The organism is Geoglobus sp. (genome assembly GCF_054018175.1).
The window spans coordinates 17633-34365 of record NZ_JBPLZQ010000112.1; the positions used below are offsets into that span (position 1 = coordinate 17633).

14 protein-coding genes and 2 tRNA genes are annotated in these 16733 nt (G+C 53.2%); 11 read left to right on the plus strand and 5 right to left on the minus strand.

Translation table 11 applies throughout. The annotated features are described in order from the left end of the window. Positions 1-8: 8 nt before the first annotated feature. The 4 genes from rpoB to ACXJJC_RS08950 form a co-directional block, all read right to left on the minus strand. The gene (gene rpoB, locus ACXJJC_RS08935) at positions 9-1823 is read right to left on the minus strand and encodes a DNA-directed RNA polymerase subunit B (RefSeq protein WP_456371135.1); all 1815 of its coding nucleotides are present in this window, start codon (positions 1821-1823) and stop codon (positions 9-11) included. A 7-nt stretch (positions 1824-1830) separates the two neighbouring features. Continuing rightward, complete coding sequence (locus ACXJJC_RS08940) at positions 1831-3300, minus strand: DNA-directed RNA polymerase subunit B'' (protein ID WP_456371136.1); 1470 nt, start codon at positions 3298-3300, stop codon at positions 1831-1833. A gap of 59 nt (positions 3301-3359) precedes the next feature. Then, the gene (locus ACXJJC_RS08945) at positions 3360-3590 is read right to left on the minus strand and encodes a DNA-directed RNA polymerase subunit H (RefSeq protein ID WP_456371138.1); all 231 of its coding nucleotides are present in this window, start codon (positions 3588-3590) and stop codon (positions 3360-3362) included. 25 nt (positions 3591-3615) lie between these two features. Continuing rightward, positions 3616-3689, minus strand: a tRNA-Lys gene (locus ACXJJC_RS08950). A 125-nt stretch (positions 3690-3814) separates the two neighbouring features. On the opposite strand from ACXJJC_RS08950, the gene ACXJJC_RS08955 reads away from it, so the two are divergent. Together ACXJJC_RS08955 and ACXJJC_RS08960 are read left to right on the plus strand one after the other, a co-directional pair. Further along, complete coding sequence (locus tag ACXJJC_RS08955) at positions 3815-6031, plus strand: amino acid permease (RefSeq protein WP_456371140.1); 2217 nt, start codon at positions 3815-3817, stop codon at positions 6029-6031. Further along, positions 6028-6852, plus strand: a complete 825-nt coding sequence (locus tag ACXJJC_RS08960) for a restriction endonuclease (RefSeq protein WP_456371141.1) — start codon at positions 6028-6030, stop codon at positions 6850-6852. Before ACXJJC_RS08955 ends, ACXJJC_RS08960 begins: the two co-directional genes overlap by 4 nt. A gap of 163 nt (positions 6853-7015) precedes the next feature. Here the strand turns inward: ACXJJC_RS08960 and ACXJJC_RS08965 are convergent. Then, positions 7016-7090 (minus strand) — tRNA-Glu (locus tag ACXJJC_RS08965). Positions 7091-7214: 124 nt separating this feature from the next. Between ACXJJC_RS08965 and ACXJJC_RS08970 the strand changes: the two genes are divergently transcribed. From ACXJJC_RS08970 to ACXJJC_RS09010, 9 genes are all read left to right on the plus strand, one after another. Further along, on the plus strand, positions 7215-7637 hold the full coding sequence (locus tag ACXJJC_RS08970) for a MerR family transcriptional regulator (protein WP_456371142.1): 423 nt from the start codon (positions 7215-7217) through the stop codon (positions 7635-7637). Positions 7638-7724: 87 nt separating this feature from the next. Beyond that, on the plus strand, positions 7725-8996 hold the full coding sequence (locus tag ACXJJC_RS08975; protein ID WP_456371143.1) for a TiaS agmantine-binding domain-containing protein: 1272 nt from the start codon (positions 7725-7727) through the stop codon (positions 8994-8996). 33 nt (positions 8997-9029) lie between these two features. Next, positions 9030-9428 carry a Holliday junction resolvase Hjc gene (gene hjc, locus ACXJJC_RS08980; protein WP_456371145.1) on the plus strand — a complete coding sequence of 133 codons (399 nt, stop codon included), beginning with the start codon at positions 9030-9032 and terminating at the stop codon, positions 9426-9428. Positions 9429-9451: 23 nt separating this feature from the next. Beyond that, positions 9452-10204, plus strand: a complete 753-nt coding sequence (locus ACXJJC_RS08985) for a 4-phosphopantoate--beta-alanine ligase (protein ID WP_456371146.1) — start codon at positions 9452-9454, stop codon at positions 10202-10204. Then, the gene (gene hisD, locus ACXJJC_RS08990) at positions 10201-11376 is read left to right on the plus strand and encodes a histidinol dehydrogenase (protein WP_456371148.1); all 1176 of its coding nucleotides are present in this window, start codon (positions 10201-10203) and stop codon (positions 11374-11376) included. The genes ACXJJC_RS08985 and hisD overlap by 4 nt, the downstream gene beginning before the upstream one ends. After that, on the plus strand, positions 11373-12665 hold the full coding sequence (aspS, locus tag ACXJJC_RS08995) for an aspartate--tRNA(Asn) ligase (protein ID WP_456371150.1): 1293 nt from the start codon (positions 11373-11375) through the stop codon (positions 12663-12665). Before hisD ends, aspS begins: the two co-directional genes overlap by 4 nt. Before the next feature lie 36 nt (positions 12666-12701). Continuing rightward, positions 12702-13055: a hypothetical protein gene (locus ACXJJC_RS09000; protein ID WP_456371151.1), complete on the plus strand. Its 354-nt coding sequence runs from the start codon at positions 12702-12704 to the stop codon at positions 13053-13055. After that, positions 13048-16557 carry a chromosome segregation protein SMC gene (gene smc / locus ACXJJC_RS09005; protein WP_456371153.1) on the plus strand — a complete coding sequence of 1170 codons (3510 nt, stop codon included), beginning with the start codon at positions 13048-13050 and terminating at the stop codon, positions 16555-16557. Before ACXJJC_RS09000 ends, smc begins: the two co-directional genes overlap by 8 nt. Positions 16558-16559: 2 nt before the next feature. Further along, positions 16560-16733, plus strand: a 174-nt coding sequence (locus ACXJJC_RS09010) for a segregation/condensation protein A (protein ID WP_456371155.1), incomplete at its 3' end; no start/stop codon positions are given.

The window sequence follows — 16733 nt, forward strand, 5'->3', positions numbered from 1 at the left end:
GTCTCACCTCACGCCTTATCGCCAAGGATTAGCCTTGGCACGACAAACATCGACTTCATCTCGTCCAGCAGCAGCTTGAAAGCGTAGCTCATCTCCACTCTGTGTATGTCGCTGTCGTCATCGCATATGCTGCAGTACGGCATCCTCCTCCTGTAGTCGTAGGTCGCGACATGACCGCACTTGTTGCAGACCCACACCTCGACCTTGTCCGACTCGTCGAGCAGCCTGTCCTTCAGCAGCAGGGCCGCACCGTGTCCGATGAGAACATCCCTCTCCATCTCTCCGAACCTGAGACCGCCCTTCCTCGCCCTGCCCTCGGTGGGCTGTCTGGTGAGAATCTGCACAGGCCCCCTGCTCCTGGCGTGAATCTTGCTCGACACCATGTGGTACAATTTCTGATAGTAGATCACACCGACGAAGATGTCTGCAACGATCTTCTTTCCTGTTATGCCGTCGTACATTACCTCCTTGCCCGTGTAGCTGAAACCATACTTTATGAGCGTTTTTCTAAGATCCTCCTCCTTCTCCCCGTGGAAGGGCGTGCCGTCGATTCTCCTCGCCTCAAGGCTTCCCACCTTGCCGCCGATCATCTCGAGAACATGTCCGACGGTCATTCTCGAGGGAATCGCGTGGGGGTTGATTATCATGTCGGGCACTATCCCGGACTCGCTGAATGGCATGTCCTCCTCGGGCACTATCAGCCCGATAACACCCTTCTGCCCGTGCCTTGAGGCGAACTTATCTCCAAGCTCGGGAATCCTCTGGTCCCTCACCCTGACCTTCGCCAGCTTTGAGCCGTTCTCCGAGATCGTAAGGAACACGGCATCAACGATGCCCTTCTCGTTGCTCCTCATCGTGACAGACGTTTCCCTCCTCTTTTGAGGGGATATGCCGAACTCAGTGGGCTCCTCAAGGAATCTCGGCGGAGAGGTTTTGCCTATGAGCACGTCGTCCGGTCCAACCTCCGTTTCCGGAAAAACCAGCCCGTCCTCGTCGAGGTGCATGTACGCCTCAGCGCCCCTGTAACCGTTAACGTCAGACGGAGGAATCTCGAACCTGTCCTCCTGACCACCGGGGTACCGCATCTCCTCGCTCTCGTAGGTCCTGAAGAAGTGCGACCTGCCCAGGCCCCTCTCTATGCTGGCCTTGTTGAAGATCAGAGCATCCTCAATGTTGTATCCCTCGTAGCTGATGACCGCAACCACAAAGTTCTGACCGGCAGGCCTCTCGTCAAACTTGATTTCCCTCTGAGTGTCCGTGACGACTATCGGCTTTTGAGGGTAGTGGAGAAGATGTCCCCTCGTGTCCGCCCTAAACCTGAGGTTAGAGTACGGCAGCCCGAGGCTCTGCTTGATCATCGCCGCTCCCATCGTATTCCTCGGGCTCGCGTTGTGCTCGGGATACGGCAGACTTCCCGTGCAGATGCCCACTATGAGGGAGGGATCGACCTCGAGGTGCGTGTGCTCGGGGGTCAGAGAGTCCTCATCTATGGCAATGTACGCGTTTTCCTCCTCCTCAGCATCGAGGTACTCGATCTTGCCCTGCCCGACCAGGTCCTCGAACGTTATTTCCCCCTTCTTCAGCTTTTCTATGTCTTCATCAGTAACGAGCGGTTTCCCATCCCTGACGACGATGAGCGGTCTTCTCGCCCTGCCCGCGTCAGTATTTATCCTGACCTCGTTTGAGTCCGAGTAGTAAACCACATTAACCTGAGTGCTGACCTTGCCCTTCCTTCTCATCTCCCTGATCTGACTCGCGAGCTTCTCACCATCTTCAACAAACCCGACGAGAGCACCGTTAACGTAAACCCTGCATTTTCTCATTACACAATCACCCCTTGATCGGCTCAACACCGAGGCCGAGCAGGATCCTTTTCACGTCCTCCTCATCCGTCCCGACGCTGACCTCCGCGTACTCTGCAAAGTTCTTCACGAGACCGCAGTTCGGACCCTCTGGAGTTTCGCTCGGACATATCCTGCCAAACTGAGTCGGATGAAGGTCTCTTGCCTCGAAGTGTGGCTGAGATCTCGACAGAGGAGAGATAACCCTCCTGAGCTGGGACAGGATCGAGATGTAGTTGTGCCTGTCAATTAGCTGCGAGACTCCCGTCCTCCCGCCAACCCAGTTTCCGGTGGCCATGGGGTGCATTATCCTGTCCGTGAGAACATCGCTCCTCACTGCGGTGGACATCTTCATCGACCTTCCCCTGACCTTCGCCCTCTCAAGCTGGTATTTGACATCCTTAATAAGTCTGAGGAACGCAACCCTGAAAATCTCCTCCATGAGGTCTCCTGCGAGCTTCAGCCTCTTGTTGGCGTAGTGATCCTTATCGTCCTCGCTCCTGTAACCGAGGTAAAACTCCAGCACCGCCTCGGCCATCCTCGCGAGGAAGAACGCCTTGGCCTTCCTCGACTCCTTGTCAATGCCGATGTGCGGCAGGAAGTACTGGTCAATGACCTGCTCCGCCCTCTGAAGCCTGTACTCCTTGCTCTGGCCCGGTGCAACCCTCTTCCCGATGTAGTCTATGGCCTCCTCCTGCGTCTCAACCTCAGCAACCTCGACGTTCTCCAGCAGGAACTTCATTATCTCCGGATCGTTGCTGACCATCTCGACAATCTCCTGATCGCTCTCAACTCCGAGAGCCCTCATCATGACGACGAACTGCACGGGCTTGGGTATCTGGGGGAACGTGACCTCGAGGATGTTGTTCTTGTTCCTCTCAACGACGATCAACGCCCTGTAACCGCTCCTCTGGCTGAAGCACTTGGCCATTTCTATCTGCTCACCGTACCTCTCCTCCCTCTCGAGCAGAATCTTGTTCGGAGCGAGATCTTCAAGGGTCATCAGGGCCCTCTCGGTTCCGTTGATTATGAAGTAACCACCAGGATCGAGCGGATCCTCACCGACCGAAACGGGATCGACCTCGTTGAGGTTGCAGATCTTCGACTTGACCATCACGGGAAGCATGCCGATCCTTACCCACTCCTCTTCGAGCTCCTTTCCGCCATCGACCACCCAGCACTGCAGATACAGGGGTGCGGCGTACGTGAGATTCCTGAGCCTCGCTATGGACGGGTACAGGATCGTCTCCGTGCCGTCGGCTTCCTTTATCACCGGCCTGCCGACCTTTATCTGACCGAGCCTGACGTACGTGTTTTCTATGTCCAGCTCTATCACCTTCTGCTCGTCAATCACCCTCTGGAGACCCTCGTCAATGAACCTGTTGTACGAGTCTATCTGATGCTTGACCAGCCTCTCATGCGTGAAATATGCCCTTGCAAGAACCCTACTATCTACCATACCTACCACCCACTACCTGTAAAATTTTCCCGAATTATCCTGAGTTTCAGACACAAGAGTCATATCACAAGCCTGTAAGCCACGCTTTTTCCCACGAGCTCGTCTTCCCTTATGATTCTCACTATGTCCCCCGGTTTTGCGCCTATTTCTTTGGCGATAGGGTCGTCTGCCCTTATTTTCGGCAGCTCCTCCTTCCTGATGCCGAGAGTTTCAAGAAGTTCCCTTGCCTCCTCCTCACTCAAAAGCTCGTGTTTTGGAACCAGCACATGATCCTGCAGCCTGATTTTCATAGCCATCCTCCTTAAAGGGATAGTACGGGCTCGACGGGATTTGAACCCGCGACCGACGGGTTAAAAGCCCGTCGCTCTGCCTGGCTGAGCTACGAGCCCTTAACCTGAAGGCTACGCTATGTGTTTAAAAAATTTTTCCGTCCTCCGCTCCACATTATCCCCAATAATTATCCCTGAAACACTGATTAAAAAGTTTTATAATCCCTGTTTCGCAAGGAGGTTCAATGGAGAATTCCAGCGTGAGAGTCGCACTGAGCAGAGACCTCTCCCTTTTTGACATCACCATGATAGGCATCGCGGGCATGATCGGTGCTGGAATTTTCGCCCTCACGGGCATTGCCTCAGGCATTGCCGGACCCGCGATTCTGATTGCGTTTTTCCTCAACGGGATAATAGCAACCCTCACGGGAATGGCGTACGCCGAGCTCGGATCCGCGATGCCGCAGGCCGGAGGCGGGTACCTGTGGATCAGGGAGGCCATGGGAAATTACGCCGGATTCATAACCGGGTGGATCGACTGGGCAGCCCACACAATAGCCTGTGCGCTGTATGCCGTCACCTTCGGGGCATTCTTCTCGGAGTTCATCGTCAGATTCGCGGGCATACCTCTCCCCCAGAACCTTGTGGCGAAAGTTTCAGCTTTCCTCATCGTCACGTTTCTTGCCTACGTCAACTACGTTGGCGTTAAGGAGAGTGGAAAATTTGGCGGTGTGGTTACACTGCTGAAAATTGCGATTTTGCTCATATTCGCCTTTTTTGGGATATACAGGACGCTCAGCTACCCCGACTGGATGAACTCATACACCCCATTCATGCCCACCGGAATTGCAGGAGTTCTGACCGCGATGGGCCTTACGTTCATCGCGTTCGAGGGCTTCGAGATAATAGTGCAGAGTGGCGAGGAGGTGAAGAATCCCGAAAAGAACATCCCCAAAGCCATAGTGATATCGCTCTGGACTGCTGTAGCTATATACATCCTCGTAGCATTTTCCCTGCTCGGAGCTGTGAAGGCCGATGTGCCGAGCTGGCAGTACCTCGGAAAACTCGGGGAGTTCAGCCTGATCAGGGTCGCGGATGGCATCATGCCCTTTGGAGGGATAATGATAATCGCAGGTGGGCTGATCTCAACGATAAGCGCTATGAACGCCACGATATACTCCTCGTCACGGGTCGTGTTTGCGCTGAGCAGAACAGGGTACCTAAACAGGAAGCTGTCTGACGTGAATGAGAAAACAAAGACGCCGCACTACGCGATATTCTTCAGTTACGTCATAATAGCATTCGCCTCTCTCGCTCCGATTGAAGCAGTTGCGGGGGCATCGAGCCTCATGTTCATACTGCTGTTCCTCACGGTAAACATTGCACTGATCGTTCTGAGGCTCAGGAGACCTGACCTGAAGAGGTCCTTCAGGGTGCCCATGATGCCGGTCCTGCCTGCGGTCGCAATCATTTTCCAGGCCGCCATAACCTACTACCTCGTCACCCACATCGAGAACGGGAGCCTTGTGTTTATCGCTGTCGTGGCATGGATTTTTGTGGGATCTCTGCTGTACTACGCATACTCAGAGAAAGAACTGAGCAAGAGAATTGAGGAAGAGATCAGAACAGTTTACAAGGAGATACCGCCGGTGGAGAAGAGGTACAGAATCCTCGTACCCATCGCGAATCCGGCGATTGCGAGGAAGCTCGTCAGACTCGCAGAGCTCATTGCCAGAAAGAGAGACGGAGAGGTCATAGTCATGAACACCGTTACTATTCCCCTTCAGACCCCGATAACGGCCAGGCTCAAAGACATCGAGTCCGCGAAGGACACGGTATCACAGATCGTGTCCGGGATAAGCGTTCCTGCCGGGGGAGTTGTCAAGGTCGGGCACTACGCTCACGAGGCGATCCTGAACGTCGTCGAGGAGGTGGAACCCGACCTCCTCATCATGGGGTGGAGGGGGAGGACATTCAGAAGAGATGTCGTGCTGGGCAGCACGATAGACCCGGTGATGGTCAAGGCGAGGTGCGACGTGCTGATAGTCAGGTTCCAGCCCGGAAAGGAGCTAACGACATTCAGAAGAATACTGATCCCGACTGCAGGGGGTCCGCACGCGAAACTTGCATGTGAAATTGCAAGAGACATAATCAGGGGAGATCACGAGATAAAACTCCTCTACGTCGGAAAGCGTGAGGGCGACAGAGAAAAAGCAGAAAATGCGTTTAAGGAGGCCATGGAGGTTCTTGATGGTTTAAACGTCACGTCTGAGTTTGCGATTTCTCCGGACCCGGCAGGCAGAATTGCCGAGGAGGCGGAAAACTACGACGCCATTCTGATAGGGGCGAGTGAGAGACCATTCATAGAGAACTTCCTGCTGGGTCTGTTTCCGGAGAAGATAGTCAGCAGGACATCAAAGACGGTTGCAATGACGAGAAAATGGGTGAAACTCGTGAAATGAAGGCGAAAATGGAAGACATCTACGTGAGAAAGAGGGACGGGAGGATAGAAAGGTATGATCCGAATAAGATCGTCAGAACGCTTCTGAGAGCCGGAGCCGACAGGCGTACTGCAGAACATATCGTTTCCGAGATCAGCAAAAGAGTATACAGCGGAATGTCCACGGACGAGATTCTATCAGCAGTCCTCGACATGCTGTACAGGTTCAAAAAAACCGGTGCCCTCAGGTACGACCTGAAACAGTCCCTCATCAGGCTCGGCCCGACCGGATTCGAGTTTGAAAAGTTTGTCGCGAGACTGCTCGAGGAGTACGGGTACAGAACGGAAACCAACGTAATCGTGAGCGGAGAGTGCGTGGAGCACGAAATAGATGTCATCGCAGAGAAGGGCGGGAGGAAGTACCTCGTGGAGTGCAAGTTCCACAGCATCCCGTCGTACACTGGGCTGAAGGAGGTTATGTACACGTTTGCTCGCTTCCTCGACGTCAGAGGGTTTGACGGCGTCTGGTTGTTCACAAACACTAAGTTTTCAGGGGAGGCGATCAGGTACGCGAAATGCAGGGGCGTGATGCTCACAGGCTGGAGGTACCCGGAAGGAGAGGGCATAGAGAGCCTCCTGGAAAAGCGCAAGCTCTACCCGGTAACACTCCTTAACGTGGAGAAGCACACGATAGACAGGCTCGTCAACTCAAACATCGTCTTCTGCAGAGATGTGGTCAGGGCAGGCATTCCGCGTCTCATGAAGGTCGGGCTGAGCGAGAGGGAGGCGAGAAGAGTGTTCTACGAGGCAAAACAAATTGTGGAAAACAGCTCATCGCCGTGAGAGAGCATCCAATCAGAATTTTTAGAAAATAGACGTATCGCGGTAACGTCCCGACGCAGAAGATGTGGACTTCGCATTCCCGAAAACTGGATCTGCAGGAAGGAACGCATGCTCAGCAGCACTCTGACCCTGCCAGCAGAAGACTGTGCGAAGAAATTGAATATGCTCCGGCCGGGATTTGAACCCGGGTCACGGGATCGAGAGTCCCGTATGATTGGCCGGGCTACACCACCGGAGCACAGTGCCTATGCTCTGGAGACGATTCTCAGTTTATAACACTTTTGCATCGAACCATAATATCACAATTTATCGGGCAGAAAACAGTAAAGTCTATAAATAGTGTGCGATTTGTATGGCTTCGTATGGCACCAAAAAATAAGGAGTACTACACCATCTCCGAACTCGCCGAAGAACTCGACATAAGCACGAGGACCATCAGGTACTACGAGGAGATTGGGCTTCTGAGCCCCCAGAGAACTCCCGGAAACCACAGAATATTCACGAAAAAGGACAGGGCAAGGCTCAAGATCATCCTCAGGGGAAAGAGGCTCGGCTTCACCCTCGAGGAGATCAAGCAGATTCTGGACATGTACGAGGTCAGCGAGCCGGAGCAGATCAGGCTCACGCTCAAGCTCGCCGACGAAAAGCTGAAGCAGATAGAGGACAGACTGCACGACCTCAAGATACTTAAGGAGGAGCTCCTTGACCTGATGGAAAGACTGTCGAGGCGGCTTAACGAGCTTGAAAGCGTCAAAAACTCCGGTGGTGTGAAGGGCGAGACCTGAAAATTCCGGAAGTTCTGTTTTTTACCATTCCAAAATTCGGGCAGTGCGGAAGTACTTTTTTAAACCAGTCACCTCAACCGCACGTAGATGAGGGTGTGGGTCGGCATTGACGACACCGATTCGAGGAGGGGCATGTGCACAACTTACCTGGCGAAAATCCTAATGGAGCGCCTCGAATCGTCAGGGTACAGGGTCATCGGCCTACCGAGGCTGATAAGGCTCAATCCAAACATCCCGTTCAAGACGCGTGGCAACGGTGCCGTGTCGTTCCTTGTGGAAGGAGATGACGTGAGCGAAGTCGTTGACGTGACCAACGAAACAGTTCTCGAGCTCGCAGAACTCGACGACGAGAACACCGATCCAGGGGTGGTTTTTGTAAACGCAGAAAACGACGAGCTCATGAACGTCCTTTACAGGTTCTCCGAAAGAGTTCTGAAAGACATCGTATCCCTCGACGAGGCACTCTTCATTATCGGGAAGTACCTGATACCTCACCTCAAGTACAAGAGGGGGAGGGGGTTGATAGGTGCTCTCGCGTCAGTTGGCGTGGAGTGCAGCGAATACACTCTCGAACTGCTCGCATACCGAAAGCCCGAGAGGTTCGGGACCAGGAGGGTTTACGACAGGGATTCGTTTTTCCTGGCAGACCTCGCCACATATCCCTCAACATTCGATACCGTTGACTGGGGTAACGATTCCGTTGTGTGTGTGCCCAACTCCCCTGACCCCGTGCTCTTCGGGATAAGGGGCGTGGACATACGGGCCGTGTTCAGGGCATTCGGCATCGTGAGAACAGAGGAGATAGACAGATATCAGCTGTTCATGACCAACCAGGGGACGGACATGCACCTTATCCACGAGAGCGATACGTTCCAGCTGCTCGAAGGGAGGTCGTACATCGTGAGCGGCGCGGTGGTGGAGGAGCCGTCAGAGATAGAGGGAGGCCACGTGTTCTTCACACTCGAAACCAGGTTTGGAGATTTGAGGTGCGCTGCATTCGAGCCCACAAAGCAGTTCAGAAATGTGGTGAGGAAGCTGAGGAGGGGAGACAGGGTTACCGTTTTCGGCGCCTACAAGGACGGGACCGTGAACCTCGAAAAAATACGGATAGACGAGGTTTCGAGGATCTTCGTCGAGGTCAACCCTCAATGCCCGGTGTGCGGAAGGAGGATGGAAAGCGAGGGAAAGAACAAGGGGTACAGATGCAGAAGGTGCAAAACGAGGGCCAAGGAAAAGGTTGTGATTGAGGTTGAAAGAGACCTCGAAACCGGGTATTACGAGGTTCCACCCTCCGCAAGGAGACACCTATCAAGGCCCCTCATACTCGAGAAGGGTGGAGAGCTGCATGTGTTCAGGTGAACAGTTTTTAAAACAACAGACCAGAGAACATCTGTGAAAAGAAAGGGCATAAGGTTCGAAAGGGAGCTGATCCACGCTCTCTGGAGCGAGGGGTTTGCGGCCGTGAGGAGTGCTGGGAGTGGCTCGTCCGGATACCCGTCCCCGGACATCGTCGCAAGCAACGGGAAGCTCACGCTCGCGATAGAGGCGAAGGTCAGGGAGAAGCTTCCGCTTTACATCCCCGCCGAAAAGGTCCGGGAGCTCGTCATGTTTTCGAACCTCTTCGGGGCGAAACCGGTGATAGCGCTTAAGATAAAAAAGGAAAAGTGGAGGTTCTTCGAGGTCGATATGCTGATACAGACCGAAAAGGGCTACAAGATTTCAAGGGACAACTTCTACGACGGTAAAGAGCTTGGAGAAATACTCGACAAGTTCTATCAGGAAAGGCTTTAAACCCCCTAAATGAGGGTTTGGCCATGGACATACCGAAGTCACACCCCCGCTACCACTCGCTGATGCTCAGGGAAAAGCTCGCCGATGCGTTTCGAAGGGGGCTGGTCGTTCCCGAGGGATTGATAGCACACGGCAGGGGAGAGTGCTTCGACTACATTCTCGGCGAGACGAGCAGGGACTTTGCACTGGAGGCTGAAAGGGTCGCGGTGGCGATGCTTCTCCTCGCAGATCATCCTGTCATTTCGGTCAACGGAAACACAGCTGGGCTCGTTGCAGAGGAGATATCACAGCTCTCCAGAACCTTAAACGCACCGCTGGAGGTTAACATATTTCACTGGAGCGACGACAGGAAGGAGAGAATAGCCAGAGAACTCGAGAGGTACGGTGCGGTCGTATACAGCGAGGGAGATGCGGTACTCGAAGGACTGGAGTCTGCGAGGAGGATAGTGGACAGCAGGGGGATTTACAGGGCAGACGTCGTGCTCGTACCTCTCGAGGATGGAGATAGATGTGAGATACTGAAGAGGCACGGTAAAAGGGTGATAGCGATTGATCTCAACCCCCTCTCGAGAACATCCCTCATGGCGGACGTCACGATAGTGGACAACATAACGAGGGCCATACCGAACATGCTGGAGTTCGCAGGTGAGATGAGGGACTGGAGCAGAGAGAGGCTCGAAGCCGTCATAAGGAGGTACGACAATAAAAGCGTTTTGAAAAGGGCGATTCTGGCCATTAGAGATTATCTGACCGAAAGGGCTGGTGAGCTTGAATGATGGACGAATACATCGAAAAGGTCAGACCGATAGTTGAAAAGGTCAGAAAAGAGGGAGACAGTGCACTGATAGAGTTCACGGAAAAGTTCGACGGTGTGAGGATAGGGAGCATAAGGGTGGAGGAAGAGGAGTTCGACGATGCATACGGAGAGGTGAGCGAAGAGCTGATCGACGCCCTCGAAACTGCGCGGGAGAACATCGAGAGGTTTCACTACATCACAATGCCCGAGAACGACGTGAGGATAGACTTCGGAGACGTGGTGATGGGGAAGAAATACATCCCGCTGGACGTCGCCGGCCTTTACGTTCCGGGTGGTAGGGCGAGCTACCCATCCACGGTCCTGATGGCCGCGATACCTGCAAAGCTCGCCGGTGTTAAAACGGTGGTCGCATGCACACCTCCAAACCGGGAGGGGAAGGTGAATCCGCTCACGCTCGTTGCGATGGACATGTGCGACGTTGATGAGGTTTACAGGGTTGGGGGAGCCCAAGCGATAGCGGCCATGGCATACGGAACCGAGACGGTGAGGAGAGTGGACAAAATAGTGGGGCCGGGAAACATCTACGTCACCGCAGCCAAGCTGCTCGTGCAGAAGGACGTCGCAATAGACATGCCAGCCGGCCCTTCGGAGGTTCTTGTCATCGCAGACGACGGTGCAGATCCGGAAATCGTTGCTCTCGAGTGCCTCGCGCAGATGGAGCACGACCCTCTCGCGAGGGCGGTTATCGTGACGACGTCAAAGAGCGTTGCAGAAAGCGTTGAGAGGATCGTCGGTGAGAGAACGACTGTTGGAAAGCTCGAGTGCATTGTGGTCGATTCTCTTAAAAGGGCAGTAGAGATTTCAAACGAGATCGCTCCGGAGCACTTGGTCATACTGGCCGAGGATCACTGGCAGATCTTCGAGAAGATCAGGCATGCAGGTAGCGTGTTTCTCGGCAAGTACTCCCCGGTTTCGGCAGGAGACTACGCGAGTGGAACGAACCACATCCTGCCAACCGCCGGGTTCGCGAGAATGTATTCCGGGGTGAGTGCTGAAACATTTATGAAAAGCATCACCTATCAGGAGATCAAGAAGGAGGGGCTCGAGAGAATATCTCACGCCATAATAAGGCTTGCAAGAGCCGAGGGTCTTGAGTGGCACGCAAAATCTGTGGAGGAGAGGTTGAAATGAGGAAGTTTACCGCAGATATTGGTGAGGAGGACTTTGGAAAGGAGGTAGAGCTCTACGGGTGGGTCCACGAGGTGCGAGACCTTGGAGGGCTCGTTTTCATAGTTCTGAGGGACAGAGAGGGGTTCGCCCAGATAACGCTGCCGAAAAAAGTCGTGGACAGGGAGCTGTTCAAGAGGGCCAGGAAGATAAGGAGGGAGAGCGTAATCAGAGTTGTTGGAGAGGTGAAGCCTGAGGAGAAAGCCCCAAACGGCTTCGAGATAATTCCCAGAGAGATCGAGGTGCTCAACGAGGCTGACGCGCCACTACCGCTCGAGGTAACCGAGAAGGTTCCTGCGGAGCTCGACACGAGGCTCGACAACAGGTTCATGGACCTTAGGAAGCCGAGAGTGCAGGCGATTTTCAGGATAAGGCACGTGGCGATTCAGACCATAAGGGAGTACTTCGACAGACACGGATTCGTAGAGGTGCACACGCCCAAAATCGTCTCCACCGCTACTGAGGGGGGTACGGAGCTGTTCCCGATCACATACTTCGAGAGAGAGGCTTTCCTGAACCAGAGTCCTCAGCTCTACAAGCAAACGCTCATGGCTGCCGGGTTTGAGAGGGTGCTGGAGATAGGACCCATATTCAGGGCCGAGGAGCACAACACAGTCAGGCACCTGAACGAGGCCGTTAGCGTGGACATCGAGGTAAGCTTCAAAGACCACGAGGGCGTTATGAGGTACCTCGAGGAGCTGGTAAAGGAGGTCCACGAGAGGATCACCGAGAGGTGTGAGAGATACTTGGAGTGGCTCAACCTCAAGCTCGAGGTGCCAGAGACACCGTTCGAGAGGCTCAGGTACGACGAGGCGGTGGAGATAGCGACGAGGAAGGGTGAGGAGATCTCCTGGGGTGACGATTTATCCACCGCCGCTTTGAAGCTGATAGCTGAGGAGTACAGCGGCTACTACTTCATAGTGGACTGGCCAACCGAGTCCAAACCGTTTTACGCGATGCCGTACGAGGATGAACCAGAAATTTCGAAGACGTTCGACCTCATGAAGGGGTGGCTCGAGATCGCGAGCGGGGCACAGAGAATTCACCAGTACGATTTGCTTGTGAAGAGGATAAGCGAGCAGGGGCTCACTCCGGAGAGTTTTGGTTTTTACCTTCAGGCGTTCAGGTACGGCATGCCGCCCCACGCAGGCTGGGGTATGGGCCTGGACAGGCTGATGATGGCAATTCTCGGACTACAGAATATCAGGGAGGCCGTACTCTTCCCGAGAGATAGGCAGAGGCTTGTTCCGTGAAAAAATATATAAACTTCCAAATCTATTTTTAAGTGGATGAGCGACAGGGATCTGATTATTGAGAGGCTAGAAAAGAAGCTTGCGGAAAAAGAGAAGGAGATTAGGGAATTGAGAAGGGTGGCCGGAATGAATATTGAGGAGCTGAAAATGGAGATAGTAAGGGAGCTGTCAGACGAGCTTGAGAGAGTAAAAGCTCTCGAGGCGAAGGTGGCTGAGCTGAACAAGACCGTTGAGAGCCTCATGGGAGAGATACTTTACCTGAAGTCGGAAATTGCAAAGAGCGAGTCGAGGACGAGAGAAATCCGGGAGATATCGGAGATAACCGAGGACAGAGAGGACGTCAAAGAGGGGAGAAAGGACAGCGAGGACGAGATAATTATCTGTGACTGAGGTCATGCACATAAAGAAGATCACGATAAAGAACTTCAAGTCTTTTGGCAGGAAGGTAGAAATCCCTCTCGAAAGGGGTTTTACTGTTATAAGCGGTCCCAACGGGAGTGGAAAGTCAAACATCATAGACTCCATAATTTTCTGTCTCGGTCTGCACACGTCATCCAAGATTCTTAGGGCCGAAAAGCTGACCGACCTCATACACTCCGGAAACGGCAGGAGGCTCGGCACTGCAGAGGTCGAGATAGTATTCGAAAAGGACGACGGGAGTGAACTGAAAATCTCGAGGAGAGTGAGGGTCACGGAGAGGAACTACTACAGCAACTACTACATAGACGGAAAGCCTGCGAGTCACGGCGAGGTCACGAGGGTCCTAGAGAAGGCCGGCATTTACAGCGACGCCTACAACATAGTGATGCAGGGAGACGTGACGAGGATCGTCGAGATGACGCCGATGCAGAGGAGGAAGATCATAGACGACATCGCGGGAATCTCAGAGTTTGAAGAAAAAAAGGCGAGAGCGATTGAAGAGCTCGAGGCGGTTAGGCAGAACATTGAGAAGATCTCTGCTATCCTGTCAGAAGTGGAACTCAGACTGAAAGACCTCGAGAGGGACAGGGAAGAGGCTCTCAGGTACAGAAGTCTGCAGGAAAGGAAGGAAAAACTGGAGATCGAGCTAAAGGCGATAAAAAGAAAGGAACTCATGCAGAAACTCGAAAAGCTCAGGAAAGAGGTGGAGAGGTTTCACAGACAGAAGGATGCTGCGCTTCTCAGGATGTCAGAGATAAAGCTTGAGAAGGAGGACATTCAGAAGAAGCTGGAGGATGTTTCAAGGAGGATCGCGGAAAGTGCGGATGAAAAGTACAGAGAGATACAGGAGAGGTTAGCAGAGGTTCAGGCAGAGATAGAGGGGCTGAAAAAGGAAGAAGAGTTTCTGATGAAGGAGATCACGAAATACAACGAGGAGAGAATGAGGCTGCTTCTCGACATAACGAAGGTCAATGACAGGATCGAGGGTCTGAGGGCGGAACTCGAAAAGCTCCTGTTGCAGAAGGCGGGCGTTGACGAGTCGATAGAGAAGCTGAACCTCCAGATGGAGAGGGTCAGAGAACAGATAGAGAAGCTGAGCGGGGAGGAAAAGGAGATCAGGGACAGGATAATGGAGCTCACCGGGAAGGCAGATAACCTGCGGTCGAGAAGGTCGGAGCTTCTCAGGGAGAGGGACAGGATTTACGAGGGAATAAGGAGGATATCCATAGAGATAGAGGAATACGACGCTGAGCTAACGAGAATACGAAGCGAGTACGCCTCGATAAGGAACGAAATTGACGCGAAGAGGAGGGAGATCGAAAAAGCCGAGTCCCAGCTCGCGAGAGAGGTGTCCAGCAGGAACTCAATAGACAAAAAGATGTTCGAACTCAGGAACCAGATTTCGGCATTGGATGAGGAGATAAAGCAGAAGGAGCTCGAGCTCGCGAAGGTTAAGGCCGAGCTCTCCGCATACGAGGCGACGTTCGGCAGGGCAGTTGAACTCGTACTCGAGGCAAAGGAGAAGAAGGCCCTCCCGGGAATATTCGGGATAGTTGCCCAGCTCGCGGAGGTGGACGAGAGGTATGCACTTGCCCTCGAGATTGCAGCCGGAAACGCGCTCAACTTCATCGTGGTAGAGAACGAGGACGACGCCATAAGAGCCATCAACTACCTCAAGCAGATACGAGGTGGAAGAGCCACGTTTCTCCCTCTGAACAAGATAAGGAAAAACTTCGATAAAATAAAGCTCGACAGGAAGGTTCTGAACGAGAAGGGCGTCATCGACTACGCGGTAAACCTGGTGAGATGTGAACCGAAATTCAGGCCGGTTTTCAACTTCGTCTTCAGGGACACGCTGGTAGTCGACACCGTGGAAAACGCCAAGAGGATAATGGACGGCAGGAGGATTGTCACCCTCGACGGAGAGCTCATAGAGAAAAGCGGTGCGATAACTGGAGGAAGCGTGGACAGAAAGAAGGGACTGCTCATATCGAAGGAACTCCTGGAGAGGGAGAAGAGAGTATCCGAGGAGATAACGATCCTCAACTCAAAAAAGGCCCTCCTGGTTGGAGAGCTAAGAAAGGTAGAGGACTCGTGGAGGGAGGCGCAGTCGAGAGTTAGGGAGCTCGAAGAGGCGTTGAGAAGAGCGGAAAACGAGGTAAAAGTATTGAACGCCAGACTCGAAAGTGTTGCAGCGAGAGAGCAGGAGATCATCAACAGAATAGAGGAAAGAGAGAGGGAGAGGAGAGAGCTCGGACAGAAGATACAGGAAGTCGAGAAGGCGATAGGAGAGATTGACGGAATTCTTGCCGATGTAGAAAAACACCTCGACGAGCTCAACAGAAAGATGAAGGGAAGTGCACTGCCCAGACTCACGGAAGAGCTTGAAAGGCTAAGGAGCCAGTACAGTGTCGCGAGAGAGGGGCTGATAAAGATAGAGTCCGAGATAGAGAAAAAGGAGCTTGAGATCAGACAGGCTGAGAAAGAACTCGAGGAGAAGGAGAGGCGAGTGAGCGAAATAGACAGAACGGTCTCGAATTACAGGAACAAGATAGAGGAAGGAAGAGCAAAAGCCAGCGAGCTGAGAGAATTGATGAAGTCGCTTAAAGAGGAAGAGGAAAGACTTGGTGAGGCAATAAGGGAGCTCAGAGACGAGAGGGACGCTCTCTTCGGAAGGCTGAAGGATCTGGAGAACGAGGAGAGAAAGCTCGAGTATGACATAACCGGATTCGACGAAAAAATCAAAGCGAGGAATGACGTGATCAGAACGATTGAGCAGGAGGTGGGCTCGCTACCAGACGTAGAGCCGACAATGAGCAGAGAGGAAGTGGTCAGAGAGCTCGAAGAGGTGGAAGGCGAACTCTCAGGGTTCGGAGAGGTGAACATGAAGGCGATACACGAGTACGACGAGGTGAAAACAAGGTGGGAGGAATTGTACTCGAGAAAACTGACGCTCGAAAAGGAGAGAAGCGAGATTCTCGAGAGAATAGACAGGTACGACAGGATGAAGAAGGAGAAGTTTTTCGAGGTGTTCAACGCCATAAACGAGAACTTCAAGGACATAATAGCAAAGCTCACAAACGGGGAGGGAGAGCTGTACCTCGACGATCGCGAAGACCCGTTCAACTCCGGCCTGCACATGAAGGTCAAACCCTACGGAAAGCCCGTGCAGAGACTGGAGCAGATGAGCGGTGGGGAGAAGAGCCTCGTCGCCCTGGCGTTCATCTTCGCAATTCAGCGATACAAACCAGCCCCGTTCTACGCCTTCGACGAGGTGGACATGTTTCTGGACGGAGTCAATGTCGCGAGGCTTGCGAGGATGATAAAGGAGATGTCCTCGAGGGCGCAGTTCATAGTCGTCTCACTCAGGAAGCCCATGCTCGAGCAGGCAGATGCGATTGTCGGTGTCACGATGGGGAGGGATAACTCATCGCAGGTGACTGGGATAAGGAGAGCATCGATGATCCAGTAGAGATGCTCTACAACCTCGCCAGGAAAGGCGAGATAGATCCGCTCAACATAGACGTGGTGGATGTGGCCGACAAGTTTCTCGAGGAGCTTGAGAAAGCGAGGAAACTCGACCTCAGGATCTCCGGAAGGGTTCTGCTTTATGCCGCGATCCTCGTCAGGATGAAGTCAGACATAATA

Excerpts from the sequence above, each read along its gene's own strand:
- rpoB (WP_456371135.1), bottom strand. The coding sequence starts at position 1,823 with ATGAGAAAATGCAGGGTTTACGTTAACGGTGCTCTCGTCGGGTTTGTT.
- ACXJJC_RS08940 (WP_456371136.1), bottom strand. The coding sequence starts at position 3,300 with ATGGTAGATAGTAGGGTTCTTGCAAGGGCATATTTCACGCATGAGAGG.
- ACXJJC_RS08945 (WP_456371138.1), bottom strand. The coding sequence starts at position 3,590 with ATGAAAATCAGGCTGCAGGATCATGTGCTGGTTCCAAAACACGAGCTT.
- ACXJJC_RS08955 (WP_456371140.1), top strand. The coding sequence starts at position 3,815 with ATGGAGAATTCCAGCGTGAGAGTCGCACTGAGCAGAGACCTCTCCCTT.
- ACXJJC_RS08960 (WP_456371141.1), top strand. The coding sequence starts at position 6,028 with ATGAAGGCGAAAATGGAAGACATCTACGTGAGAAAGAGGGACGGGAGG.
- ACXJJC_RS08970 (WP_456371142.1), top strand. The coding sequence starts at position 7,215 with ATGGCACCAAAAAATAAGGAGTACTACACCATCTCCGAACTCGCCGAA.
- ACXJJC_RS08975 (WP_456371143.1), top strand. The coding sequence starts at position 7,725 with ATGAGGGTGTGGGTCGGCATTGACGACACCGATTCGAGGAGGGGCATG.
- ACXJJC_RS08985 (WP_456371146.1), top strand. The coding sequence starts at position 9,452 with ATGGACATACCGAAGTCACACCCCCGCTACCACTCGCTGATGCTCAGG.
- hisD (WP_456371148.1), top strand. The coding sequence starts at position 10,201 with ATGATGGACGAATACATCGAAAAGGTCAGACCGATAGTTGAAAAGGTC.
- aspS (WP_456371150.1), top strand. The coding sequence starts at position 11,373 with ATGAGGAAGTTTACCGCAGATATTGGTGAGGAGGACTTTGGAAAGGAG.
- ACXJJC_RS09000 (WP_456371151.1), top strand. The coding sequence starts at position 12,702 with ATGAGCGACAGGGATCTGATTATTGAGAGGCTAGAAAAGAAGCTTGCG.